Below are 25,348 nucleotides of genomic sequence, written 5' to 3' on the forward strand. Positions count from 1 at the left end.
GCCCGCCGCGCTCAAGGCCTCATAGCGGTCCGATAAATCAAAGAAACCCGGCTGCCCTGCCATTCCTGCCTCCGCTGTCGCGTCAAGGCATTGAATCATCCTGCGACGTTATCCGCCAGTAGTATTTCGAGGGGTCCAGCTTGAGGCGGCACCGCATTTGCTGAGGCATGGAGTGGACTATGTCCTCCACGCCATTTTGGACTTCATCGTTGACGGCTATCTGCCGATCGTGGAGGGGATAGAGGAGGAAGTGCTCGATACGGAGCAGCGCACGCTGGACGCCTTTTTGGAGCGGGAGGAAGTCAGGGGCCTCTTCAACCATCGCCGCGAGCTCATCCGGTTCCAGCGGGTGATGAGCCCCATGGCGGAAGTATGTTCCCGCCTGACCCATCTCGACCTGCCCTATCTTGACCCGGAGGTGCGGCCCTATTTCCGCGACGTGCTGGACCATGTCCGCCGTGTGGATACGCGCGTGGGCAGCCTGCGCGAAATCCTGACCTCCGTATTCGAGGCGAGCAACCTGCTTGAACAACAGCGGCAAAGCGCCATCACCCGGCAGCTTGCAGCCTGGGCCGCCATTTTGGCTGTGCCCACCGCCATAGCGGGCATCTATGGCATGAATTTCCACAACATGCCTGAATTACGGACACATGATGGCTATTTCGTCGTGCTGGGTGTGATCGCAATGCTGTGCACCGGCCTTTACGTCCGCTTCAAGAGGGCGCGGTGGCTATGATGGCGACCGTGCTGCCCGGCTGAACCGGTCAGGCCCTGGACGCCCAGATGTTCCAATAGGGAACATCGCCGATATTGGCCTTGATCTCCCCTGCCGGCTCGCAGTGGAACTGCGGCGCATGAAGGGCGAGCGCCAGCGCAAAAGGCGCGGTCGCCACCGGAATGCTGCACCGGCCGGCAGCCATGACAAGCAGAAGCCTTTCGAGCGGCGCCTGGGAGGGGCCGGCTGGATCGGCCGCCACATAATCAAGGCCGATGCGGCCCCCGCTCTGCTCGCCCGCGATGGTCTGCGCCGCAGCGGCGGCGGCGGCGGGATCGGCGAAAGCCAGAACCCGATGGCCCGAACATTCTCCCTCCCAATCGGCTTTCAGCCTGACATCGGCGGCCTTGTCGACGGCGGCCAAAGCCATATTGGCCAGATCGGGAGCGTCCGGCAGGGAGGGCGCGGCGATGGCACGGGTGACCGGGAGCGACACCAATCGATCGCCAGCGCGCTGCCACAAGCGGTCCGCCTCCGTTACGCTTCCCTCGCCGTCTGCCCGGTCCCGCAGGCGCAGGGCAACGGCACGGCTGTCCATCATCCTGGCCTGCCGCAGGGCAAGCCCCATCGCCATCTCATCCGCCAGACCAATGGTAGCGGGCGAGAGAATGTCATAATCGCCGGGTGTATCGATCCTTTCAGCGGCCTCGATCAGCGCATCGAAACGGGAACCCCAGGCTGCATCCACCCCCACCACTGATTGCGCACGAAACAGCTCCACCGGACAGGGCAGTATCACATGCAGGCTCGCGCCTTGCCGAATCAGCGCCTCGGCTATCAATATGTCCGCGCCAGCGGCCAGGGCGCCAAAGCCAAAACCGGGCTTTATCGCAAGCACCGCCTTATCAACTTCGGCGGCGGCGAGGGCGTCGTCCGGCGCAACGCCCAATATGCCGCTGAAATGAAGGCTTACCGGTGGCCGGTGCCGGTCGAGCCAGGAGGCATCTTCACCCTGCTCGGTGAGAAGCGATTCAAATTGTCGCAGCGTCGAAGCATGATCTTCCCAAGCCTCCGGCGCTTCCTTCATCGCCTCGGCGAGCGCCGCGCGCGCCTCGGCCGTCTTCCCCATTATGAGCAGCGCTTCGGCACGGGTGGCAGCGATCCAATAAGGCGTCTCACCCTTCACATTCCCGCCGTCGAGCAGCGCCAGCGTTTCCCCGGCGAGCGCCTGCGCGCGCCTCCCCTTGCCTGCCAGCAGGGCCACCGTTGCGGCATTGATCAGCGGATAAGTGGCTGGTTCAAGGGCCGCCGCCTGCGCATAGGCGCTTTCCGATTCTCCAAAGAGCCGCACCCGTTCCGGCCCGGACGCCAGCCGGGCACGATCCTTCAGCAGGCGCCCTTTCAGCGTCAGGGCGTCGCTATCCTGGCTCCGCGCTTCATATCCCTCCGCCTCGAACAGCGCCCAGGCACGTTGCGTTGCGCCGGCACGGGCCAGACCGCGGATCAAGGCGAGAGATGTCACTGCTGAACCGCTCCGTTCATTTGAAAGAGACTCCCGGATTCCGGATGTCGGGATCGATCACCAAGGGCTGCCAAGCCACGCCGCCATGTTCGTCGGTTCCCCTGATCTCCAGATTGATATTATAGTGGTGAATGAAGCCGTCCTTATGATGTTCCATCGCCGTTTTTCCATCAGCGATGAAGAAGGCCGTCATACATCCATCCTTCACCACGGGCCGCCCACAGGAATCCCGCGTAGGAACGATATTGCCCTCTGCATCAACGCGGGTGGCATCGTAATAAATATCGGAATTCGCGCTCGGAGACAGCGAGAAAGGCGCTGCGTCCCGTATGAATTGCCAGTTGAGGTCACTGCTAAGGCGCATGACGACATAGCAATTGTCCTTGATCCCGAGGGAGAGATCCGGCAGCCAGCGGGGCTTCAAATCCGTATATTCATATTTGCCGAGCGCGACTTCCTTCAGGATTGTTTCAAACTCCTGCCGGCCACTGATCCTGACCGGCTTATGCCCGCGGGAAAAGCCGATCCGGATCACGCCATTCTCGACCGTCAGCGCGACTTCCCCGACCACCACGGTGGCGGGTTCGGCATTGCCCGGCCGCCGGTCCGCCAAGGGCCTGGCATTTGGAAATCCACAAGATTCATATCTCTGCATATCGAGGGCCGTCATCGCATTTCTCCTTCTTCAAGAGATTCTTCGAGGGTTGCGACCCGGCGGCGCCATGCGCTCCATTTTTCATTTTCGGGATCGCGGCGCATCAGTTGCGTCGCATAGGCACTGGCCTCCGCCAGATGCGGGCGGGCGTCGGCCAACCTGTTTCTGAGGGACAGAAGCTCCGCATAGGTCATCTGGGTCAGCATCCAGAATTCCCTCAAGTCGGCATTGTGAGGATCAGCCTCCACCAACGGCCGGAGCAACCGTTCCTGCTCGGCGCGATGGAACAAGGCAGCCTGCCAATTGCCATTGGCCTTCCAGGCGTCGGAAAGCCAGGCATGGCGATTGGCGACGTCCAATATGGCGGCGCTGTCCCCGGGGAGCAGCCGCGCCACTGCCTGCATCTGATGCAGGGCGCTGCGGCAATGCCTGAGCGCGGCCTTCGGCTCCTGCGGCTTTTGCAGCATTACCGAGCAGAGATTGCCATCCGCATAGCCGGCCTCCCGAAGCCAGTCGGGATTGCGCGGGTCCGCCTTCACCAATTGATCGGCCAGCCGCTTATAGGCGCTGAACCGGTTCCTCGCCTCCAGCCGCTGCTGCCGAACATAGGCGAGATAGCCGAGCCAATATTCGCTTTGGGCATGGGCGAATATGGCTTCAGGATCATCGGGTTTGCGGGCCAATATGGCTTTGGTCGTGCGATGTGCCTCGCTGATCTTCTCCAGCGCCGAATCGATTTCGCCCCGCTTGTCATCATCTTCGCCCATCGCCATCAGGATGCGCGCCCGTCTTTCCAGGCTGGCATCGGGCATATGCGACAAATCGCCCTGACTTTCATAATAGGACATGGCGCGTTCGTTGACGGAGGTCATGACGTCCAGCCGCCCCACGCTCTTCAGTCTTGACCTCAAGTCCGTCAGCATGAATTCGATCAACCCTTCGGCTTCGCTCCGCTGCCGCTCGGCCTCATTGCGGGCAGTGACGGCGAGCGCCGTTATCCCGCTCATCACTAGCACTCCGAGGCAAGCGGCGAGCGTGATGGCCGTCACGCGCCGCTGGCGCCGCTGAGCATCCCGCTGGATCAGCCCGTCGAGCGGCACATCGGCCAGACCCGCGACAATCTTCAGGAAGCCAAGCCGCGCCCCATCGCCCTCGCGCCGCAGATCGGCGGCAAGGGGCTCTGCTCCGGAATTCAGGGCAGAGGGAAAGGATTCCGCCGGCTCGCCGCGGATCAGGGCGCAAAGGATCGGCCGCCCCGGATGCAATTGCCGGAACAATGCAATTTCCTGCGCCACCCAGGACGACAGCGCTGCATCGGGGGAACAGAGAACGATCAGCTTATCCGACTCGGCCAATGCCTGCTTCACCGCGTAGGACAGGTCCTGAGCCGCCGGGAAATCCTCACGGTCGCGAAAGATGGGCCCCAGCCGTCCCGAAGAGGCGCAGGAAGATGGCACCATGCCCTGCCGCAAGCGGCGCGGCAGGCGATATGTTTCAAGGCGCCGGTGCAGCCGCCGCGCCGCGCAAGCGTCGGCATGGCTGTAGCTCAAGAAAGCGCGAAAGCGCGGTGCTCCACCGGCTTGCTTGTCCCCTTCCCGCAATTTCAGTTCCTCGGCCTGCCTGAGGCGCGACAACATGTCAGAGCCGGCCGGTCATGCAAGCCTCAATCGTTGCACCTGCGCGCTGTTTCACGAAAAAAGCCCGGCGAACCGGAGTTCGCCGGGCAAAGGATTGGGACGCCGAAGAAAAAAGTTCCGACGCCCGTCGGGTCGCAACTGATCTATTACTAAAGATTTAAGATCGATACTGTGACACAGATCACGCTGTGAAAAATTACCACCTCCACGGAGATCAGGTCAGTTCATGCTGACGCTGTACGATTTCCCCGGCAAGCTTGTGCCCCACCTCGGCAAGATGGTCGAAATGGGCTTCGTAGCGCGCCATGCCCTGACTCAATGAGCGCAGTTCCGCCTCCAGCCCATGCAGTTCCGACTCCGGCAGCAGCACCTCTATCACGTCCCACCGGGACCAGCCTTCAAGCGGGCTGATCCCCAGCATCTGCCCTCGCCGGCTGGCCACCGCTGAACCGATTCGCGATGTGGCGAAACCGGGCGTCTGAACGGTCACATGGCATACCGGCTCCAGCAGATAAGGCACGGCAGCGGCAAGCGCGTCAGAGACGGCGATCCGGCCCGCCGTCCGAAAGGCAAGTTCGGAACTGTCGACGCTGTGGAACTGTCCGTCCGTAAGGGTCACGGCGACATCGACGACGGGAAAGCCAAGCGGTCCCTTTGCCAGTGCGTCGCGGGCGCCCTGTTCCACTGCGGGAATCCATTGCTTGGGAACCGCGCCGCCGGTGATCCGCTCGTCGAAGCGAAAACCCTCGCCGCGCTCGAGCGGCCGCAACTCGACGGTCACGTCCGCAAACTGGCCATGCCCGCCCGACTGCTTCTTGTGACGGCCCCGCTGGGTGACTGGCTTGCGTACCGATTCCTTGTAGGAAGTGCCGGGCCTGTGCACCGTCACACCGACCCCATAACGCCGTTTCAGCCGTTCAAGCGCAACGGCCAGATGCTCGTCATTGATGCCGTGCAAAAGCGTCTCATTGCCGCCATTCTGTCCCCAGCGCAGTCCCGGGTCCTCTTCGGCAAGACGGTTGAGCGCCGTCGACAGCCGCACCTCATCCTTGTGGTTCTCCACGGCGACGGCGAGCGCGCAGTTCGTCACCGGGCGCTCCACGGCGATGCGCCCCTTCGCTCCCAGCAGGTCGCCCGCACGCACCGATTCTGTCTTCGCGATCCCAACGATGTCGCCCGGCTCGGCGCGGCCAATCTTGTTGGTCGCCGACCCTTGCAGGGCAAAAAGTGCCCCTGCCCGCACCGGCTGTCCATCTGGACCGGCGACTTCTGCTCCCTCGGTCAAAGGGCGGTTGAAAATACGCGTCAGCGCCAGGCGGCCGATAGCATTGCCATGCGAAATCTTGAGCACCAGGCCATTGGCATTGTCGATGCCGAGCCGCTCGGCGGTTTCGGCGGGCGCAGGCACGTCATGCCGCAGCATCTTCAAAAGCCGGCGGACCCCATAGCCGTTCAGCGCCGACCCGAACAGGACCGGTACCGCCAAGCCGCTGCGAGTCTCCCGCGCCAAATCCCCGAACACCAGTTCCAGACTTGGCACCTCATCCGACAGAAGCTGTTCGAGCAGCGTGTCGTCATGGTCGGCGAGCTTTTCCAGCATCAGGAAGCGAGCTGCCTCTTCCTGTTCCCGCAGATCCTCATCGAGCGGAAACTGCTCGGACGGCTTGCCCGGCCGGTAATGATAGGCCCGCTCAAGCGCGAGATCGACAAAGCCGGTAATCTGCTCCCCCTCCTGAATGGGGATCTGCCGCGCCACCAGCGCAGCCGCACTCATCGGCTTGAGCGCGGTCAGCAAGTCTTCGATATTCCCGTGCGCCTGATCGATCTTGTTGACGAACAGGGCATGGGGAATGGCGGCCGCTTCAAGCTGGCGCAATATCGGCTCCACCAACGGCGCGCGCTGGGGATCGGGGTCGATCACCACCAGCGCCAGATCGGAAGCCTTGACCGCCAGCCCCCCATCAGCGGCAAAACCCGCCGAACCGGGGGAATCCACGAGCAGAAAGGAATCCTCCAGCCATTCGAAGCGCATCAGGTTAAGCTCCGTAGACCCGCCGCGCGCCCGCGCTTCCGCGCTTCCATCGCCGACCGTGCTGCCTGCGTCGACGGATCCTTGCCGGTCGATCGCGCCCGCGGCAGATAGCAGCGCCTCAGCCAGGCTCGTCTTGCCGGCGCCTGCTGGCCCGACAAGAGCAACAGCCCTTACCCTCTTCCCATTTCCATTATTGCTTGTGCCGACCATCATTGCTCTCCCAGTCCAGAAGGCCAGAGCTGCGTAATCGAGAGTCGAAGGATCGGCCGATAAACGGCCGAGCGCAAGACCCTATTATGGAAAAGCGCGGCCCGCGTGCCGAACGCTGGAGCATGGACTGGAAAGAGAAGAGGCCGGTCTCATCTTAACCCTGCATCAGTCAATTAGAGCGCGCTGCGTTTAATCTGACGCGGGCGTGCGCTCTAATTCTTTGTTGTCGCATCGTTTTTCGCGCAAAACCGGTTCCCACTTTTGCGCACGATGCTCTAGGTATATCTCCCACTAGATAAATGAAACCGATTGCTCTTTTGTCACGAAGATGGCCAAAATCTAAGCTGGCCGAGTCAACTGAGGCAGTCATTATGGCGTCTTCATTCTTCCGCACGCGAAATTATTCCGGCCTCGTATTTCGCGGAGCCCGAGGATGTTTGCATTTTTCGGGATCTACATCGGACGCCGCATGACTTTTCTGGCCACCCCCCAAAACGGGCTGAAGGAACGGGAGCCGCGCCGGCAGGTCTTCCTGAAAGCCCAGATGAGGACCGGAGGCCGCCCCGCGGACATTTGCGTCCGCAATATTTCGTCTCGCGGAATGCTGTTGCAGGCGGCCTCGCCCCCGCCGCGGGGCACTTATGTCGAAATCTTCCTCCCACGCCATACCATCGTGGCACGCGTCATCTGGTCGAAGGACCGGAAATTTGGCGTGCAGACGAGGGAGCCGATGAATGTCGACGCCATCGCCGGCATGAATACGGGATGGACAACCCCCAAACTGCCGGATGCCGTTCGTCCTGCGGTTCCAAGGCGCAACCCGCTGACGGCAGCGGAAATCGCCGCCCGCGTCGAGCGCAGCCGCCGCATCTCTGCCGCCATGGAATTCGGCGTCATCCTGCTCTGCAGCCTTACCGCCGCGGTGATAGCCGGTAGCCTGCTCTACGAGCAACTGGCCTCCACCTTCGCGAACGTCGCGCCGCATCTTTAGGGCGAATGGGGCGGAACGGGTTTCCATCTGGCCTGCATCGGCCCTAAAATGGGCAGGACTCAAGGGAGAATGGTGATGGAACTCAAGTTCAGAGTGGCCGCCCGCATTTCCCGGCCCGCGCATGAGGTATTTGAAGCCGTTGCCGATCCGGACAAGCTTTCCGCCTATTTCACGACTGGCGGAGCAGTTGGGCGGCTGGAGGCCGGGGAGACGGTAACATGGGATTTCCACGATTATCCCGGCGCCTTTCCGGTGGAGGTGGAGGAGGTTGTGCCAGACAGGAAAATCGTCCTGCGATGGGCCGCCAGCGAAGGGGAGGCACCCAATGTGGAGGGCGGCGAAATGACGCCCGCCGACTATAAGACGCGCGTGACCATGAACTTCACTCCGATTGACGGCAATCGTACGCTGGTCGAGATCATGGAGGAGGGCTGGCGCGAAAATCAGGCCGCGCTACAGGCGAGCTATGGCAATTGCCAGGGCTGGGCGCAGATGCTCTGTGCGCTCAAAGCCTGGATCGAGCACGGCATCAACCTGCGGGCAGATATGTATAAATAGCGCCGGGAATGGTGGGCGCGGCAAGGATTGAACTTGCGACCCCACCCGTGTGAAGGACAAGATACCCCTTCCCGTGGGTTTCGAGGCGTTCCTATAAACACTAGCGTTTCTGAGGCTTTACAGCTAAATTGGCTCCGGGCGGTTCCGATGTGTTCCTGCCCAAACCGGGACCCGCGCTACCCCTAGCGCTACCCCTGAAAGGAGTTCGGTGGAATGGCTACGGTGGCAGAAGCGCCCAAGGTGAAAGAGAAGCGGGCGCGGGAGCGGCTGACCGAGAAGCGGCTCGAGGCGCTGGCGGTGAAGGCAGGCACCCGCTCGGAGATCGCGGACGACATTGTGCGCGAGCTTCGCATCCGCGTGGGCAAGAGCGGCAAAAAGAGCTGGTCAATGCTCTATCGTGTCGTGCAGCCGGACGGAAAGCGGGGGGAGATGAAGCGGCTGAGCCTCGGGGCCTACCCCAAGGTGTCGCTGGCCGAAGCCCGGACGAAGGCCCGGGAGGTACTCGAACAGGCAGGCGATGGCATCGACCCGGCGGCCGTGAAGGCGGAGGAGGTCGAGCAGCGCCAGACGCGCACCTTCGAGGCCGTGCTGGACCGCTTCGTTGAGTTGTACGCCAAGCCCAACACCAAGGATGGCCGATGGGCGAAAGCGCAGGAGGAGCTCGCCAAGAAGCAGGCAGAGGCCGGAGCCGGGGCGGATGCCGCGCCGGTGGAGACAGCAAAGCCCCGCAAGATCGGCCGTTGCCCGGCCGAGCGCCTCCTCGCTGACCACGTCGCGCCGAAATGGCGCGGGCGCCTGATCGAAACCATCACCCGGGCCGAGGCGCACGAGATGCTGGACGAGGTGATCGAGGAGAGCGGCGCTTCCATCGCCCGGGAGGTCCGCAAGCACCTGACCCGGATGTTCAACTGGGCAGCGGACCGGGGGCTGATTGCCGCCAACCCGCTCGCCGGGATGCAGCGGCCCGAGCTGGGCTACGTCTCACGTGAGCGGGTCCTGACAATCGAGGAGCTGGGCCAGATATGGGCCGCTGCGAAGGACGCCGCCTTCCCCTTCGGTGACATGGTCCGACTGCTGATCCTGACCGGCCAGCGCCGTTCCGAGATCGCCGGGCTCGAGCGCGGATGGATCCACAAGGAACAGCGCGCGGTCGAGATACCGGCCGCCAGCTACAAGACCAAGCGCCCGCACGTGGTCCCGCTATCCGCTCCGGGGTGGGCGTTGGTCGAGGCCCTGCCCAAGTGGAACGGTGGCGACTTCATGTTCACGACCACGGGGGGAGAGCGGCCGTTCAGCGGCTTCTCGAAGGCGAAGGCGGCCTTGGATGCGAAGATCGCCAAGAATGCGAAGAAGGTCGAGCTCGAGCCGATGCAGCCTTGGACCCTGCACGACATTCGCCGCTCTGTCGCCACGCACATGGCCCGCCTCGGCGTGGCCCAGGAACACATTGAGCGGGTCCTCGGCCACGTGGTCGCCGGTGTCGCCGGGACCTACAACCGCTATTCGTACCTCGATGAGAAACGCGCCGCGCTTGAGGCATGGGGTAAGCTGTGGGCTGGCAAGTAACGCAGCGCATCACGGGTAGTAGCGGGGATAACTGAATCATTTCCGACCCATAGCGGGGATAGGACACGAACATTCGCTCGACCCGGCTCAAATAGCGTAATTAATAGCTCCTCGCTTCCTTTCGTAACCGAAGCGAGGAGATCGGAACATGAGTACTGACAATCAGCTCGTCCTCGACTTGCGGGGTGTGATCGAGCTGACCACCCTCTCGCAATCGACCATCTACGCGATGGCCAAGAAGGGCGAGTTTCCCAAGCAGCGGCGCATCGGCAGCAATCGCGTTGTTTGGCTTCGGTCAGAGGTGGTCGCGTGGCTGGAAGCGAAGCTCGCCGCCTGATCGGCATTTCCTATGCCGAAAGGAAAGGCCGCCCGCCTCGAAGGAGTGAGACGGACGGCCGGAGGTTCCATCGGCGGACGAGAGGAGAGCTCATCCGTGAGCCATAATACTGATTCCGGCTCCGGGGGCGAAGAGCCGAGCGTTGCGGACAACACCACCGCCCTCGAGCCATGCCTCGAAGATGCCATTGCCCACCTGAAATGGTTGCGGCCTGACGGACATTGGACCCTAACCGCCATCCCGCCGGACCGTGGGCCCACGCGCACCGCGACATTCGGCCCGGACACCGAGGACAAGGCGCGGCGCTGGCTCGAGCAGCAGACCGCTGACGGGATGAACCTCTACTTTATGGTCAACCCGGCGCGAACAAAGCTGACCTCGAAGGCGAAGAAGGAGGATGTCGAGAACCTTTCGTGGCTCCACGTCGACATTGACCCGGGGAAGAAGCCGGACGGGGACGAGACTGAGCCCGGGGAATGGTTTGAGCAGGAGCGACAGCGCATCTTGGCAGCGTTACAGGCATTCACGCCGCCGCCCTCGCTCGTCATCGACAGCGGCGGAGGCCTGCAAGGCCTGTGGCGACTGGAGGAACCGGGCCAGTACATCGGCGGCAACATCCCGGCGGCCGAAGAGGCGGAGGCCTACAACCAACAGCTCGAGATTTTGTTGGGCGGGGACAGTTGCCACAATTGCGATCGCATCATGCGCCTTCCGGGGACGATCAACCGGCCCAGCGAGAAGAAGCGCAAGAATGGCCGGGTCCCTCGGCTGGCAAGCGTGCTCGAGCGGCACGATGATCGGGTGTACACGCTCCATGAGTTCACGGCCGCCCCGCGCATCCAGAATGATGACGGCGGGCTGGTCGCACCGACCGTCAAGATCAGCGGCAACTTGCGCCGGTTGAAGGACCTCGATGAGCTGCCCGAGAAAGTGTCCCAGCGGACGCGAATGCTGATCGTGCAGGGCGATGATCCCGATGACCAGTTGCGGTATTCGAGCCGCTCAGAGGTGACCTTCGCTGTCTGTTGCGAGCTCGTGCGCGCCGGATGCGATGACGACACCATCGCGGCGGTAATAACCGACCCCGACTTTGGCATCTCGGCCCACACCCTCGCTCAGAAGAGGTCGATGGCATACGCGGCCCGCCAGATCGAACGCGCACGCGAAGAGGTATGCGAACCGATGCTGCGGAAGCTCAACGAGCGTCACGCAGTTATCTCGGACATCGGCGGCAAGTGCCGGGTGGTTGGAGAGGTGCTCGACCGGAACCTTGCCCGGCCCCGCACCCGCATTTCCAAGCAGTCGTTTGAGGACTTCCGCAACCGCTACATGAATATCAAGGTGCAGATCGGCCAGACCAAGGAAGGCGCGCCGGTGTACGCTCCAGCGGGCAAGTGGTGGCTGGAACACCCTATGCGTCGCCAGTTCGAGACTTTGGTGTTCGCGCCGGGTCGAGAGGTGCCCGAGGCTTACAACCTGTGGCAGGGTTTCGCCTGCGATGCCTTGCCGGGTGACGCCCACCGGCTATTCCTCGAGCATCTGCGTGATAACGTCTGTCAGGGGGACGAGGACCATTACCAGTACCTCGTTCGCTGGATGGCTCGCGCCGTGCAGAACCCCGGTGAACAGGGCCACGTGGCCGTGGTGCTTCGCGGCGGGCGCGGAACCGGCAAGGGCACCGTCGCGCAGATATTCGGATCGCTCTGGGGCCGCCATTTCCTTCACATCAGCAGCGCGAAGCATCTGGTGGGCCAGTTCAACGCGCACTTGCGCGATTGCGTCGTCCTGTTCGCTGACGAGGCCTTCTATGCGGGCGACAAGCAGCACGAAAGCACCCTCAAGACCCTCGTGACCGAGGACACCTTGATCGTTGAGGGCAAGGGCATAGATGCCGAGGTCGCGCCGAATTACGTTCACCTGATAATGGCATCGAACGATGAATGGGTGGTGCCAGCCGGTGCGGACGAACGGCGATACTTCATTCTCGACGTTGGCGACGGCAAGAAGCAGGACAAAGTCTATTTTCGCGCCTTACATAAAGCAATGGACGAGGGCGGCCGGGAGGCGCTGTTGCACTTCCTGTTGACGCTGGACCTGTCCGATTACGAGGTGCGGGAAATCCCGCAAACCGATGCCCTCCGTGACCAGAAGGAACAGAGCCTTTTGCCGCAGGAAGAGTGGTGGCTTGACGTTCTGAAAAGCGGGGTCATTCCGGGACTGGTCGAGCCGTGGCAGGTGAAAGTTGACGGCAGCGACGATGCACCTCGAGAACAGAGCGGGTTCCGCCGCTCTATTGGAACATATGATCGACCGGGACTGTTCGATCTCATGCGATTGGCGGCGCCAAGTCTGAAGGCGAGTGATCCCGCCCTCGGCCGCTTCCTGCGGAAACAGGGCTTTCGGCCCGGCCTGATCCAGCCAGGCAGAACAACCGCCCGGGGGTGGATATTCCCCGACCTAGCCGAGGCGCGGGCCGCGTGGATCAAGCGATACGGTGACGGCTGGGATTTCGACAGCCGGGCGGAGTGGGTCAAGCCGGACAAGTAGTCGCTTCGGGCCGGTCAGTCGGATAGCAGTTTCGATCCGACTGTGCGGAATACCTGCGAATTCATGACTTTAGGCCCAACGCAGTCGGATAGTCGCAACAGTCGGACAATTCCGGTTCGGAGACCCGGGAAGCCCAAACAGGGACGTAATCCCCTGAGCCGCTCTCCGGTCGAAACTGCCGACTATTCCGACTATCCGACTGTGTCTGAAGAAAGAACAATAAAGAGAGGGCTTTAGCACAGTCGGATTTGCAGTCGGATAGTCGCTTCCGGTGAGATATGCGGAGCCCTTACGTGTTTGGGCTTCCGCCGCCCGCCGTTGTCACCGTCTGCCCTAACGCGCGCGGGCGCGAGATCGCTGGCGCACCATCGCCCGGCAGGGGCCGGAGCTGACCCTATCCGAGGACAAGGCCGCCGGGCGCTGCGCCATCGTTTCCAAGGTGCAGCGATGCCAGTCCGGCCGAGGGTAGCGGCGAGGGGTAGCGGTCAGCCTTCATCATGTCCTGTCTGGGCGATCTCAACGGGGCTATCCTGCTGTGTTCGGGTCGAAGGTTCTTGCGTCCATCGCCTTCTTCATGTTGCCGCTGAAGGTGGTGATCTCCAAGTAGATCGCCTTACCTTTGGGCAGGCGCTCGTCAGCCGTCGCTGCGGCGCCAAATTCATCAAGCAGGCCGTTGATGCGGTCCCGTACATCCGCGCAGGGGCCGCCGAAGGTCTTTGTCAGCATCTCGGTATGACGGTCGAGTGCCGCTGTAAAAGCTCGGACGGCAATCGCATCGCTATCGGGGGAGGTGCCCCGTAGCGAAGAAGCGCGACAGCCCGGGCCATACTTCTCCATCGCTTTGAAGGCGGCAGACAGTACGCCGTCGAGTACACCTAGTTCGCCATGCTCGTATTTGCCCATGATGGCCTTGCGTGCCTTTTCGGCCCGCTTTGCTGCGCTTCCGGCAACATATGCCTGCTGTATCGCAATGCCGGCGCCTATGATTGAAAACGCCGTGCCGATCCATGTGACGGTATCACTGTCCACAGTCAGGCCCCGAGAAGCGTGGCGATCTGTTCGCGACCTAGCTGGTGCCTATTTCCGAAGGCGCGCCACCGCTCGAGCATCTTCCGGTAGGTCTCGAGCATCGGGCAGTGGCTGTTGAAGTAGGGGTACTCGTCGTGCTTTAGAATGGAGAAGCGGTCGAGATCGACAACGAAATAGCGCACGTATGCCATGAGGTGCGTCTCGTTGTTTCCATCGAAGCCGGGGAAGCGCGCTAGATGGTGCTTCTTGAGCTCGTCGCCTTCGTCTAGCTTTTCGAGGCCCCAAGCGATTTCGCTGTACATATCGAGGATGTCGATCACCTCACGGCACTGTTCCTCGCTCAACTCGTCATAGAGATGCTCAACCATCCAATCGTAATGGTATGTGTAGCCTTCCTCGAGTGCGGTCCTGTTCTTTGCGTAATAATCAGCCTCGTCAGGATACAGGGCCTCGAGGATGCGTAGCTGATAAATGAACGACAGCCGCTCTTTCTTCGTCAATTCCATGACAACCCTCATTCAATGTTGAGCCGACTCATACTTGGTGATCGGTTCGGCGCAAGCTGCCAGACGGAGCTGACCCTCCCGAGGGACCGGGCCGCCCGCCACCGTTCCATCGTTTCCATGTCCGCCACCGCGCCCCTGCACAGGGGGTAGCGGCGAGGGGTAGCGCGGCCCCTGCGATCAATGCCCCGCCGTTCGCTCCGTTGGCCTCGCCAGCTACTCTCCGGGCATGAAGCTGACCGACCGCCGCAAGAGGGCCTTCCTCAAGGAATTGGAGCGTCACGGCATCCTCGCCCGGGCCGCCCGCGCCGCCAGTCCCCGCGCCAGCAGCCGGTACGGTGCCTTGCAGACCTTCAAGGACGAGCGCGAGCGTGACCCCGAGTTTGCCCGGCAGTGGGACGAAGCGATGGAGGCCGCGAAGGCGGACGTTGAGCACGAGCTCTTCCGCCGAGCGCAGGAGGGGTACTTGGAGCCCATCTACGGCGGCCGTTATCGTGAGCAGGTTGTCGGGTACGTCACCAAGTACAGCGACCGCCTGCTAGAGCTCCGCGCCAAGGCCCTGCTGCCCGCATACCGTGAAATCTCGAGCGTGTCGGTCAACGGCCGCGTGACGCACAATCTCGATGCCGGTGTCTTGGGCGATGCCGTGGCGAAAGTCGCCTTGCAGATGGCTGAGGGTCTGCGCTCGCTGCCACCGCCGGTCCGGGTGATCGACCATGAACCGGGATAGCGCGCTCGACCTCCTCGCCTTCATGGTGGGTTGCCAGATGATGGGGCCGGACGGCCGCCGGGCGCTTCGCATCTCCCTGATGATGGAGATGGGCGAGAAGGCCCCGCCTGTCCCCGAGCTCGCCGTCCTGTGGGATGAGGACCGCCTGATACGCGGCGAGCGCGAGCCGGTGACGGTCTATGACCGCTGGGTGCTGGCGCGCGCCCGCGATGAGGCCGAGCGCCCGCTCTTCGATGAACACTTCTGGCGAATGCGCCGCGCTGACCTCGAGCACGCGGGCTTCGAGCCGGACGAGGCGCGCGACGTGATCGCATCGCTGCGCGCGTCCTTGGGCAACACCACCACCATCGGACAAGAAGGAGACCAACATGGGAATATTCGGAAAGTCGCCTGACGCAGCGAGCCCGGAGCCGGACCGCCTGCGCGAGATCGCAGCCGAAAAGGTGGCAGCGGCCGAGCGCTTCTCGAAGGCCATCGCGGCCGCCGGGGAGGCCATGAACGCCCTGTTCGATGCCGACCGCGCATTCCTCGCTGAGTATCGCCAGCGCCACGGCAGCGAGGCCTACTCCGGCTCGCGGCTGACACACCAGTTTCGCGGCACGCTGTTGCAGGACCTCGAGCTCGGGGCGCCGGACCTCCTCCGCCACCTGAATCAGCCGCGTCAGTCCCGGGCGAAGGCCCAGACCATCGCCAACCTCATAGCCCGGCAGGTCGAGAATGACCTCTCCTCCGAGCCGCAACCCCAGCCGAAGGAACCAGTGACATGACCACCGCCACCAAGAAGATGATCGTCCGCGACATGACCGTCACCGAGGTCTCGACCGTGGACCGCCCGGCACAGAAGGGTGCGGTTGCCGTGCTCTTGAAGAGCGCGGGCGCGGCACTGCGCAAGAACGCCTCCGAGGTGGCGGCCGGGACGGCGGAGCCGCTGTATAAGGCGGCCGAGTACAGCGACGCCATTATGGCCCGCGCCGGGGAGATCGCCGTGGAGAAGGGCATCACGCCGGGGAAGGCCCTCCTCGACCACTCCGGCACCGACCCGGTGCTGATCGAGCTCGCCTGTGCCGAGCGCTCGGCCGAGGTCGCCTTCCGCAAGGTCCGCACCGATGCTGTCTATGAGACGAGCGACCAATGGACCTGAGCCCGGAGAGCTTCCGCAACGGCTATCTCGCACTGTTCGATGACCGCACCCGCGATGCCCACCTGGCCGCGCTGATCGACGCCCGGCTGAATGAGCCGAGCCGCTGGCCCACGGTCGCCATCGTCCGCAAGATCGCGCGGCTGTTCGAGGTCCCGGCGGCCGAGCTCGGTGCCTTCTTTGGGCTGTTGTGCCAGCCCGGTGCCAAGGGAGAGGTCTGGGTGGACGTTATCCGCTCCCCCGACACGGCCGAGCTCGTCGCGCTCGAGGGCCTGTCCCGTGGACAGTTGCGCGCCCTCGGCATGATGCGGTCGCTGGTCGCCTAGCAGTGTCGAATGCGGGCAAGACCTACCGGCTCCGGCGCAACGCAGACGGGGAGAAGCCGGAGACCGTGACCCGGCCCTGCCTGCGATGCCGCAGGCCCTTCGAGAGCGAGGGCGCCCACCATCGGCTCTGCCTGCCCTGTACCAACCGCGCCGGGGAGGTGAGCCCCTACGCGGTTTGATTGCACCGATACTGAACAAAACTGCGAACAGCTTTGACTCCATTGCGATTTGGAGTCAGCTATTCATTCATGTTCAGCAAGTTCGTCATTCGCAACGTGGGGGTGTTGCGCGCGTTCGATACTCCCGGTTCTCCGAAGCTCGCCCAGCTCACGCTGTTCTACGCGGGCAATGGGAGGGGCAAATCGACCCTCACGTCCGTCCTGCGAGCGGCGCGGGACGGTTGCTCGAACACCGTCCTCGCTCGTCAGTCCTTGGGCAACGGCGGGGCCGCACCGGACATTACCCTCATCGCTGACGCCGGGAACATCCGCTTCGACAACGGCAAGTGGAAGTCGAAGAGCGCACCAATTGAGGTGTTCGACACCACGTTCATTGCCGACAACATCTATGCGGGGGAGCTGACCGAGCTCGCCCATGATCGCGGGCTCTTCTCCGTCATCATCGGCAAGGACGGGGTTCGGCTGGCAACCCACCTCGAGCGCTTCAACGAGATCAACCGCAAGACGGCTGCGGAATTGAAGGCGGCCGAGACAGCCCTTGCCGAGGACAAACCCGCCGACATGGGGCTGGACGAGTTCTTCGCGCTGGCGCCCAACCCCGACTACGACAAGCGTCTCGAGGATGCCGAGCGCGCCGTGAAGGCGGTCCAGCAGGCGGACAAGATCGCCGCCCTCAAGCAGCTCGAGGAGCTTCCCGTCCCCGCTCTCCCGGCCGGGATGGCCGCCGTCCTCGCCAGCACCATCGCTGACATTGATACCTCGGCTCGGGACCGCTTGCTCGAGCACTTCACCCGCTTCCACCTCGACAAGAAGGCCGAGGAGTGGATCGGCTACGGCTTGGAGCACATCCACGATGACTCCTGCCCCTTCTGTGGGCGCGAGGATGTGGATCAGGCGGGTATGGTCACGCTGTACGGGCAAATCTTCGGGGACACCTACAAGGCCCACCTAGGGACGGTCCGCGAGCTCGGGGGCGAGGTCGAGACTGCGTTGGGCGAGGACACCCGCACCGGCCTGACGGCCAAGGTCGAGACGAATGCCGAGGCGGCCCGCAAATGGGGCGAATACGTCCGGCTGGATAAGCCACTCCCCGAGATGGCCGAGCTCGGCCCCGTGATCGCGGACGCCCACAAGGCGGCCAAGGCGCTATGCGACAAGAAGCGCGCGTCACCGCTGGACAAGCTCGAGGCTGAGGCGGAGCTCTCCGAGATCGCCGCCAAGCTCACGGCCGCGACCGACCTTATCAATGCCTACAATGAGGCCGTTGTCGCCATCAACGCGGCTACCGCTAAGGTCTCGACCGCCGCACCGACCAACTTGGCGGTCGCACAGGCGACCCGCGACAACGTGAAGAAGCGCATCGCCCGGCATGACGTGGGGGTCCAGAAGCGGGTCGATGCCTACTTCCGCGCGAAGAAGCGGGACGCGCGGGCGCGCAAGACCCGGACCTACATCCAGAAGAAGCTCAAGGACGTGAACGAGGCCTCGGCCGCGCAGTACCACAGCCGCGTGAATCACTACCTCGGCCGCTTCGGCGCGAGCTTCACCATCTCAAAGATCACCAACAGTATGCAGGGTAACTCGGGCCAAGTGGACTACGGGCTGCTCATCAAGGGCGAAACCGTCGCGCGCGGACGGGGGCGGCAGGCGGACGCCATTCCCTCCTTTCGCAACACGCTTTCGGCCGGGGACAAGACCACGCTCGCCTTCGCCTTCTTCCTCGCCATGCTCGACAGCGACACGGGCCTCGCCGGGAAGACAGTGGTGGTCGATGACCCGCTAAGCAGCCACGACAGCCATCGCCGGTACATGACGGTCGAGGTCATCAAGGAGCTGTGCGGCCGCTGCCGCCAAATGATCGTGCTGTCCCACGACGAGCACTTGCTCCTCGACATCGAGGCTCGTTGCGTGGGCACCCCATGCGCGGCCTTCAAGATCGACTTCGCCACCGGGGGCCAATGGTCGGAGGCTTCGGTGGTGGACTTGGACCTCCTTTGTCGGGCTCGGCACATCGAGATGATTGACGAGCTGACCGCCTACGTTGATCGGAACGAGGGCGACCACGCGAAGGTTGTCCTCACGGTGCGCCGGGTCCTCGAGACGCACTACAGGCGATACCGGGCGTACTTCACCCCCGATCAAAACCTCGGCTCCATCGTCAAGGCGATTGCGAGCGAGGGATCGTCGCACCCCTGCCATCGGGACCTCACGCAGCTCGACCGCTGCAACAATGCGACGTGTGACGATCACCACGGCGAGAATGCCAACACGGGAAGCACCCGGACACTCGGCCCCGAAGAAGTGAGGGTGGTGGCTACCGACGCCCTCGAGCTCATCGGTGCGCGGCGGCCCGCATCGAGCCCGCCTGCCTCGAATGGTGCCGCTGCGGCGGCCGCTCCTGTGTCGTAAAATCTCGAGGGGTAGCGGATGAATCGCTACCCCTAGAATACCCCGGCGTGGAATGGTGGGACCATCTTTCCAGCTAAGTGCTTGAAAAGATGGTGGGCGCGGCAGGGATTGAACCTGCGACCCCACCCGTGTGAAGGGTGTGCTCTACCACTGAGCTACGCGCCCGCCGGATGAATCCGGGGAGGCTCCCGTTGGCATTGCGCGCGGCAGGAGTCAAGGCGCTCAAACGGGATTTGCATTTCCTTCCCGCCTGACCCGCTGCCGGGCGCGGCGGGCCGATCCGTCGCGCAAGACCCAGCGAAGCGCCATTGCAACGCCTTGGGCGCCGCCTCTTACCACTGGCCGCGCGGCTCGCGGCATTGGCAGGCCATGCATCCGCGCCGCCCATTCCGGCAGCAGGTCGATAGCGGCGCTGTTGGTGACGGATTGGAACAGCAACGGTCCCGGATGGGCCGAGCGCGGAAGGAGAAGCGCCCGGGCGACTTCCCGCGTCCGCCCATCGACCGCGAGGCTCGGCCGCATGTCTTCCATCAGCGCGACAGCCTCAGCCAGGGATTGCGGAATGGGCGAAGCGCCCAAGCGTCTTGCAATCTCTGTCATCTCGGCGAAATAGCGATCCTGCGCTGAAGCCGGGAACCAGGGTGCCCGGTAACGCACATAGGACTTCAGGAAACTGGTGGCTGCCGTCACATGAACCCAGGCCAGCAACTCCGGGTCGTGCGCTGAATAGGGCTGTCCGTCCGGCATGAAGCCGTGAATGCGGTCATGAATGGCATTCACCCTTTCGACGAGGGCGAGTGCCTGACCCGTCGATCCATAGGTCGTGCCGGCAATGAACTGCGCCGTCCGCCGCAGCCGCCCCAGAATGTCCTCCCGGAAATTCGAGTGGTCCCACACACCCGCCAGAACGCCCGGATGCAGCATCTGCATGAGCAGGGCGGAAAGGCCGCCGATCATCATCGTGGCAAAGTCGCCATGCACTTTCCATGCGGCCGAAGCAGGGCCGAAAAGGCCCGGATCGCCGGGCGGGCGGTCAAGGTCGATTTCGCCCGAACCAAAGCCCACCAGATGATGGACCTGCTTCTCTATGCCTGTACGGATGCCGAGCATGGCTCCGACTCTACCTGTTGACTGACCTCCGTTCGTGTCGAGCGAAGCCGGGACAGGTCGCTGCCCAAGCCAGCGTCCCTCGACTTCGCCCGGGACGAACGGATCCATATAAACTGGACCTCAAAGATAATCAGAGTCGGCCGCTTCGCCAATGCCCCGGCCGGAAAGAATGGAACGGTACAGCGCCAGATAGCGGTCCGCCATGATGTCCACCGTGAAATGCCGCTCGACATGCGCGCGGCAGGCGGCCCGGTCGATTTCCCCGGCGCGGTCGATCGCAGCCACTGCCTCCTCAACGCTATTCACAAGGAAGCCGGTTACGCCATGCTCGATGAGCTCCGGCATGGACCCGCGATTGAACGCAATGACCGGTGTGCCGCAAGCCATGGCTTCGATCACCGACAGACCAAAGGGCTCTTCGAAATTGATGAGGTGCAGCAGCGCGCGGGCAGATCCAAGCGTCCGGGCGCGGTCAGCGCCTCCGACCGGTCCATGATGGATCACTTGGTCGCCGTCGATCGAGGGCGCGACCGCGTGCTGGTGATAGGCATGGTCCTGAACGATGCCTGCCATGTGCAGCCGCCGCCGCGCCGCCTTTGCCGCGGCGATCGCCTCGGCAGCGCCCTTGTCGGGATGGATGCGGCCGAAGAAGAGCAGGTCTTCGCTCCCCTCGGGATCGAAAGGGAAATCCTCCAGCCGGATGCCGTGATATATGGTGGCGGCATAGGGCAGCGAAGGGTGCCGGTCCGCCTCGCTGATCGCGACATAATGCACCCGGTCCCGATAGGTCTGGAAAACAGGCAGGATGCGCTCCGACGAAAAACCATGAATGGTGGTCAGCATGGGGGTGTCGGCCAAGCGCGAAAAGGCAAGCGGCACGAAGTCCGCCTGATTATGGATAAGGTCGAACTCGCCCGCGCGCTCGAAAAGGTGAGCGATGTGAAGTATCTCCCACACCTTCGCATCGATGCTGGGGTCCTCGGAATAGGGCCGCGGACACACGCCCGCCAATGCGCCGCTGGTGAAGCTGTCCTGCGTCGCAAAAAGCGTGATGTCCACGCCGCGTGCAATCAGCGCTTCGGTGAGCAGGCTGGTGACCAGCTCCCATGGCCCATAGTGCCGGGGGGGCGTCCGCCAGGCGATGGGAGCAAGCATGGCGACTCTCATTGGCGCTGCCCTTCAGCCGCCAGGATCACGCCTTCGTCCCCACGCAGGGTAAGTGCCCGCCCAGTCCTTCGGGGCACCCCCTTCAGCGTGGAGAGAAGCGGCCGCGCCTCTGCTGCCCATTCGGGCAGTACGAACCGCTCTTGACCCGAGCCGAGATTGAGCAGGATCAGCAGCCGTTCCTGCCCATACCGCCTTTCATAGGCGAGAACATTGCCCTCGGCCTCGACCGGCAGGAAAGCCCCGATGCAAAGCGCCTTCTTCTCGTGGCGCAGGGAGATGAGTTGCTGATAAAATCGCAACATGGATGACGGCTGACGCCGCTGGCGTTCCACATTGCGCTCCCGCCAATCCAAGTTGAGCGGCAACCAGGGAACGGCTTTGCTGAACCCGGCAAAGGGCGCATCGCTCCAGGGCATTGGGGTTCTTACCGGATCGCGGCCAAGTCCCAGGCCCGGCTCTCGCAATTCGCGCGGATCCTGCACCTCATCGGCCGGAATGAGGACGTCCGACAGCCCCAGCTCGTCGCCATAATAAATGGTGGGGGTGCCGCGCAGCGTCAGCAGCAGCATGGCCGCGACCCGCGCCTGCGCCTCACCGCGCCTGGCGGCCACGCGGGGCCGGTCATGATTGCCGAGCACCCAATTGGGCCAGCCGCCCTCCGGCAGCGCCGCCTCATATCCCGCGATCAGTTCCGCAAGGCTTCGGGCCTCCCATGGCGCCTCGATCAACTGGAAGTTGAAGGGCAGGTGCACGCCCGGCCGTTCCCGGCCATAATAGTCCATCAGCCGTTCAACGGGCAGATAGATCTCGCCGATGAGCACGCGTTCGCCATAGCTATCGGCGACCGCCCGCATCTCTGCGGCTATGCCATGCACTTCAGGCTGGTCGGTGGAATGGAGCTGCAGCACTTGATGCATTTCGCCCATGGCTGGGGTAAACGCCGGATTTGGGGGATTATCGGGAAAATCGGCATGCTTCACCATGTGCCAGAGCACGTCGATCCGAAATCCGTCCACGCCTCGGTCGAACCAGAAGCGCAAGACATCCAGCATCGCCCGCTCGACCGCGGGGTTGCGCCAGTTGAGGTCCGGCTGTTCCTTCAGGAAGGCGTGATAATAATATTGGCTGGTCGCCTTGTCCCATTCCCATGCCGGACCGCCAAAGTCGCTGATCCAGTTATTGGGCGGTCCGCCGCCCGGCGCCGGATCGCGCCAGATGTACCAGTCCCGCCTGGGGTTATCGCGGGAAGAGCGGCTTTCAAGGAACCAGGGATGCTCGTCCGAGCTATGGTTGGGCACGAAATCCAGCAACAGTTTCAATCCGCGCTGATGTGCTGAGGCCAGCAGTGCGTCGAAATCCCCTAGCGTGCCAAAGCGCGGGTCGATGCCGCAATAATCCGCCACATCATAGCCAAAGTCCGCCATGGGCGATGGAAAGATGGGCGATATCCAGATGGCATCGACGCCAAGTTCCACCAGATAATCAAGCCGCTGCTCTATGCCTTTAAGGTCGCCGATGCCGTCGCTATTGGAATCCTGGAAGGAACGCGGGTAGATCTGGTAGATGACCGCCCTTTCCCACCAGCTCATGCGAAGCGCGCCTTGGGAAGCAGGGTGATCCGGCATGCAAGGTCCGCCTCGCCGCTTGCAACGATATAGTGATCGCCGGCGTCCACAACGCCGGTCGTGAAAACCACTGGCGCGGGCAGATACATCCGGTCGGTCAGATCCGCCGTCAGCGCCGCATTCGCCTCCAGCAACGGTTCATCGTCCTCCAGCCTCAATATGCGTGAAGGATCGTCCGCATCCAAGAGCGCCCAGAAGCTGCGATATATGCCGACGGTCTGCTGCGGCTCCACGCCATGGTAGATCAAAAGCCAGCCCTGCTCCGTCAGGATGGGCTGGCTGCCGCCGCCAACCTTGCCAGCGGAGGCGGAACCTTTCCGCGCCCTGATGCCCGGCGCATCGAGCGGCTTCCAATGGAGCGCGTCGGGCGACTGGGCGACGTGGATCGAAGGGCCGCCCGCATAGGGGCTATCGGGAGGATAGGCGAAATAAACCTCGCCCAAGGGCCTGGTCAGCGCCATGAACTTGCCGCCGACCCTGCCTTCGAACAGGACCATGTCCTTGTTCTGGTGATCAAGGACGATGCCCTGCAGATCATAGTCCAGGCCATTTCGCGACGTGTAAAGCGTCGTGCAGTGCCGCTCGGGACTGACGGCGCAGGTGGTCATATAGTAAATTCCGTCGATCAGACTGATACGCGCGTCCTCTATTCCATAATCCTGAAAGGACGCCGAAGGAGCAATGGCGCGGTCATAATGGACCGCAACTATGGCGCGTCCGTCCGGCGTCACTTCCACCGGAAGCAGCCAGGACAGCGAGGTCAGCGTGAGCAGCCGGTTCGCATTGCCTCTCAATTGGCATTGGCGCGGATCGTCGAAGTCAAGATCGCTCGCTGGATGGGGATCGAGTATATAGCCGCCCTCCGTCCAGCGGATCGAATGCATATGCTCGTTACGCAGCGGTTCGGACAAGGCTTCCGCCACGCGCACCATCATGATCAGATTACCGCTGGGGAGGCGTGCAAAGCCGGGATTGAAGGCTCCCAGCACAAAAGTTGGTTCGTCGACACCCCGGCGCAAGGGAGATTGGCTGAGGTCGACATCATCGGGACGGAAGATCAGAAAATCGTCCATTGGAATGACAGGCTCCTGGCCAGCCGGAACGCCCCTTCACTTCCGCTGGTTCCACAGCAGGCCGGGATAACCCGGCAACCTATTGCATTTTTCAGCCCAGCTTACTGTCCGACCCACTCCGCCACCTGGTCAGCCACTTCATTGGCGGCTTCATTAAGGGCGTTGCCGACCCCAGCAGCGTCAATGCCGTTGAGCGGCCGCGTAGCGCTGAACCGCTTTTTCATCACCGTGGATCCGTCCAGTCCAAGCAAGGTTGCATCATAGGTGACCACCGCTTGCCGAGTGCGGGCGTCAGCGCCGAAGCGGAGCAGTTCGCCCGACAGCCTGGTCCCCGGTTCGCCGCCGAAAAGGCCGGGGTCCAGAATGACCCGGTCCGTCTTTGCCGCAATGACTTCCGACAGCAGCCGCTGAAACAGGCGGCCCGGCTGATCCACCCATTGCCCCCCCTTCACATAAGCGACGGAGATATCGTCCATCTGCACCGGCATCCGATTGGTATCCAGCATGCGGGGCGTTTCAGGTACGCCGACAATCAAGCTGCGGCCTGTAGTGCTGGTGCGGACGGTGCCGCCATCAAGGCTGGCCTTTGCGGTCAGCGACAAGAGCCTTTCGGGCGGTTTACCCCCCAGATTGACGCAGGCGGCAAGCGGCGTAACCAGCAGGAGCGGCAGAAGAAGGTGGCGCATGGGCTGTCTCATTTCCCCTCATAATCCGGCAGCTTGGGCGACCCCAATAGCGATCCCGCCCCCTGCTGGTCGATCTTTTCCGCAACCACGCTCAACGATCGGGACATTGTGCGAAGATCGCGCACGAGCAGGTCGACCTCGGGCATGGTTCGGGTGGAGAATGTGTGCAGGCCGGGCCGCGCCTCGGCAATGGCGGCGTCAAGATTTTCCATGCTGCTGCGCGCCGCCTGCACTGATTTCTGCAGATCGGCGACCAGCGGCCGGCCCTGCTTGTCCAATATGTCGTTGCTGGTGGCGGCGAGCCTTGAAAATTCCTCGGCTGCCTTTCCGGCTTGCTGGATGGCGACCCGCGCCTCGGCCAAGGTCGCGGCGATTTCCGGCGAACGGTCGGCCAGCGAGCCGGTCAGCCGCTCGACATTGTCCAATATAGAGGCGATGCTCTTCTGGTTACGATCGGACAGCAACTCCGTCAGCCGCTCGGTGAGCGTCGAAAGCCGCTCGACAAGCAGCGGAGCATTGTTGAGAAGCTCACCAAGCGCACCGGGTTTGGTCGGGATGACGGGAACGCCATCCGGGCATTCCGTTTCCGGATTTTCAATGGGA

General features: G+C 63.0%; 23 protein-coding genes, 1 tRNA gene and 2 pseudogenes. 12 read left to right on the plus strand and 14 right to left on the minus strand.

Annotation, left to right across the window (positions count from 1 at the left end):
- Positions 1–139: 139 nt before the first annotated feature.
- Positions 140–736, plus strand: a pseudogene (locus VJS46_RS04970) (magnesium and cobalt transport protein CorA); the annotation flags it as partial.
- Positions 737–764: 28 nt separating this feature from the next.
- On the opposite strand, the gene VJS46_RS04975 reads toward VJS46_RS04970, so the two are convergent.
- From VJS46_RS04975 to VJS46_RS04990, 4 genes are all read right to left on the minus strand, one after another.
- A complete protein-coding gene (locus VJS46_RS04975; protein ID WP_324058241.1) occupies positions 765–2,237 on the minus strand; it encodes a tetratricopeptide repeat-containing protein in 1,473 nt (490 codons plus the stop codon).
- 16 nt (positions 2,238–2,253) lie between these two features.
- Positions 2,254–2,907, minus strand: a complete 654-nt coding sequence (locus tag VJS46_RS04980) for a hypothetical protein (protein WP_324058242.1) — start codon at positions 2,905–2,907, stop codon at positions 2,254–2,256.
- The gene (locus tag VJS46_RS04985) at positions 2,904–4,529 is read right to left on the minus strand and encodes a toll/interleukin-1 receptor domain-containing protein (RefSeq protein WP_324058243.1); all 1,626 of its coding nucleotides are present in this window, start codon (positions 4,527–4,529) and stop codon (positions 2,904–2,906) included. Before VJS46_RS04985 ends, VJS46_RS04980 begins: the two co-directional genes overlap by 4 nt.
- Positions 4,530–4,743: 214 nt before the next feature.
- Positions 4,744–6,774: an elongation factor G gene (locus tag VJS46_RS04990; protein WP_324058244.1), complete on the minus strand. Its 2,031-nt coding sequence runs from the start codon at positions 6,772–6,774 to the stop codon at positions 4,744–4,746.
- Between the two features lie 466 nt (positions 6,775–7,240).
- Here VJS46_RS04990 and VJS46_RS04995 point away from each other — a divergent pair, with 466 nt between their 5' ends.
- From VJS46_RS04995 to VJS46_RS05015, 5 genes are all read left to right on the plus strand, one after another.
- Complete coding sequence (locus tag VJS46_RS04995; RefSeq protein WP_324058245.1) at positions 7,241–7,762, plus strand: PilZ domain-containing protein; 522 nt, start codon at positions 7,241–7,243, stop codon at positions 7,760–7,762.
- A gap of 75 nt (positions 7,763–7,837) precedes the next feature.
- On the plus strand, positions 7,838–8,320 hold the full coding sequence (locus tag VJS46_RS05000; RefSeq protein ID WP_324058246.1) for an SRPBCC family protein: 483 nt from the start codon (positions 7,838–7,840) through the stop codon (positions 8,318–8,320).
- A gap of 213 nt (positions 8,321–8,533) precedes the next feature.
- The gene (locus VJS46_RS05005) at positions 8,534–9,886 is read left to right on the plus strand and encodes a site-specific integrase (protein WP_324058247.1); all 1,353 of its coding nucleotides are present in this window, start codon (positions 8,534–8,536) and stop codon (positions 9,884–9,886) included.
- A gap of 148 nt (positions 9,887–10,034) precedes the next feature.
- Positions 10,035–10,223 carry a helix-turn-helix transcriptional regulator gene (locus VJS46_RS05010; RefSeq protein ID WP_324058248.1) on the plus strand — a complete coding sequence of 63 codons (189 nt, stop codon included), beginning with the start codon at positions 10,035–10,037 and terminating at the stop codon, positions 10,221–10,223.
- A 96-nt stretch (positions 10,224–10,319) separates the two neighbouring features.
- Positions 10,320–12,770 (plus strand): DUF5906 domain-containing protein, encoded by a 2,451-nt coding sequence (locus VJS46_RS05015; RefSeq protein WP_324058249.1) that lies wholly within the window; start codon positions 10,320–10,322, stop codon positions 12,768–12,770.
- A gap of 394 nt (positions 12,771–13,164) precedes the next feature.
- Here VJS46_RS05015 and VJS46_RS05020 read toward each other — a convergent pair whose 3' ends face one another.
- From VJS46_RS05020 to VJS46_RS05030, 3 genes are read right to left on the minus strand one after another with little or no spacing between them, the layout of a single operon-like run.
- Positions 13,165–13,290, minus strand: coding sequence for a hypothetical protein (locus VJS46_RS05020; protein WP_324058250.1), 126 nt, complete (start codon positions 13,288–13,290; stop codon positions 13,165–13,167).
- Between the two features lie 5 nt (positions 13,291–13,295).
- Positions 13,296–13,799 (minus strand): hypothetical protein, encoded by a 504-nt coding sequence (locus VJS46_RS05025; RefSeq protein ID WP_324058251.1) that lies wholly within the window; start codon positions 13,797–13,799, stop codon positions 13,296–13,298.
- 2 nt (positions 13,800–13,801) lie between these two features.
- Positions 13,802–14,305, minus strand: a complete 504-nt coding sequence (locus VJS46_RS05030) for a YfbU family protein (RefSeq protein ID WP_324058252.1) — start codon at positions 14,303–14,305, stop codon at positions 13,802–13,804.
- Positions 14,306–14,531: 226 nt separating this feature from the next.
- On the opposite strand from VJS46_RS05030, the gene VJS46_RS05035 reads away from it, so the two are divergent.
- The 6 genes from VJS46_RS05035 (at position 14,532) to VJS46_RS05060 (ending at position 19,084) form a co-directional block, all read left to right on the plus strand.
- A complete protein-coding gene (locus tag VJS46_RS05035; protein WP_324058253.1) occupies positions 14,532–15,032 on the plus strand; it encodes a hypothetical protein in 501 nt (166 codons plus the stop codon).
- Entirely contained in the window at positions 15,019–15,426 is a 408-nt protein-coding gene (locus tag VJS46_RS05040) for a hypothetical protein (RefSeq protein WP_324058254.1), read from the plus strand. The genes VJS46_RS05035 and VJS46_RS05040 overlap by 14 nt, the downstream gene beginning before the upstream one ends.
- On the plus strand, positions 15,401–15,799 hold the full coding sequence (locus tag VJS46_RS05045; RefSeq protein WP_324058255.1) for a hypothetical protein: 399 nt from the start codon (positions 15,401–15,403) through the stop codon (positions 15,797–15,799). Before VJS46_RS05040 ends, VJS46_RS05045 begins: the two co-directional genes overlap by 26 nt.
- Positions 15,796–16,173: a hypothetical protein gene (locus VJS46_RS05050; protein WP_324058256.1), complete on the plus strand. Its 378-nt coding sequence runs from the start codon at positions 15,796–15,798 to the stop codon at positions 16,171–16,173. Before VJS46_RS05045 ends, VJS46_RS05050 begins: the two co-directional genes overlap by 4 nt.
- The gene (locus VJS46_RS05055; protein WP_324058257.1) at positions 16,164–16,496 is read left to right on the plus strand and encodes a hypothetical protein; all 333 of its coding nucleotides are present in this window, start codon (positions 16,164–16,166) and stop codon (positions 16,494–16,496) included. The genes VJS46_RS05050 and VJS46_RS05055 overlap by 10 nt, the downstream gene beginning before the upstream one ends.
- A 248-nt stretch (positions 16,497–16,744) precedes the next feature.
- Positions 16,745–19,084, plus strand: coding sequence for an AAA family ATPase (locus VJS46_RS05060; RefSeq protein ID WP_324058258.1), 2,340 nt, complete (start codon positions 16,745–16,747; stop codon positions 19,082–19,084).
- A 90-nt stretch (positions 19,085–19,174) separates the two neighbouring features.
- On the opposite strand, the gene VJS46_RS05065 is transcribed toward VJS46_RS05060, so the two are convergent.
- The 7 genes and pseudogenes from VJS46_RS05065 to VJS46_RS05095 all read right to left on the minus strand — a co-directional run.
- Positions 19,175–19,249, minus strand: a tRNA-Val gene (locus tag VJS46_RS05065).
- A gap of 57 nt (positions 19,250–19,306) precedes the next feature.
- Complete coding sequence (locus VJS46_RS05070) at positions 19,307–20,302, minus strand: oxygenase MpaB family protein (protein ID WP_324058259.1); 996 nt, start codon at positions 20,300–20,302, stop codon at positions 19,307–19,309.
- 12 nt (positions 20,303–20,314) lie between these two features.
- Positions 20,315–21,361, minus strand: a complete 1,047-nt coding sequence (locus tag VJS46_RS05075; RefSeq protein WP_324058260.1) for a glycosyltransferase family 4 protein — start codon at positions 21,359–21,361, stop codon at positions 20,315–20,317.
- Complete coding sequence (locus VJS46_RS05080; protein ID WP_324058261.1) at positions 21,358–22,950, minus strand: alpha-amylase family glycosyl hydrolase; 1,593 nt, start codon at positions 22,948–22,950, stop codon at positions 21,358–21,360. Before VJS46_RS05080 ends, VJS46_RS05075 begins: the two co-directional genes overlap by 4 nt.
- Positions 22,947–24,059: a glycosidase gene (locus VJS46_RS05085; protein ID WP_324058262.1), complete on the minus strand. Its 1,113-nt coding sequence runs from the start codon at positions 24,057–24,059 to the stop codon at positions 22,947–22,949. Before VJS46_RS05085 ends, VJS46_RS05080 begins: the two co-directional genes overlap by 4 nt.
- A 101-nt stretch (positions 24,060–24,160) precedes the next feature.
- Positions 24,161–24,745, minus strand: a complete 585-nt coding sequence (locus tag VJS46_RS05090; RefSeq protein WP_324058263.1) for an ABC-type transport auxiliary lipoprotein family protein — start codon at positions 24,743–24,745, stop codon at positions 24,161–24,163.
- Between the two features lie 8 nt (positions 24,746–24,753).
- A pseudogene (locus tag VJS46_RS05095) lies at positions 24,754–25,348 on the minus strand (MCE family protein); the annotation flags it as partial.

Source organism: Rhizorhapis sp., assembly GCF_035276005.1.
Classification (GTDB): domain Bacteria; phylum Pseudomonadota; class Alphaproteobacteria; order Sphingomonadales; family Sphingomonadaceae; genus Rhizorhapis.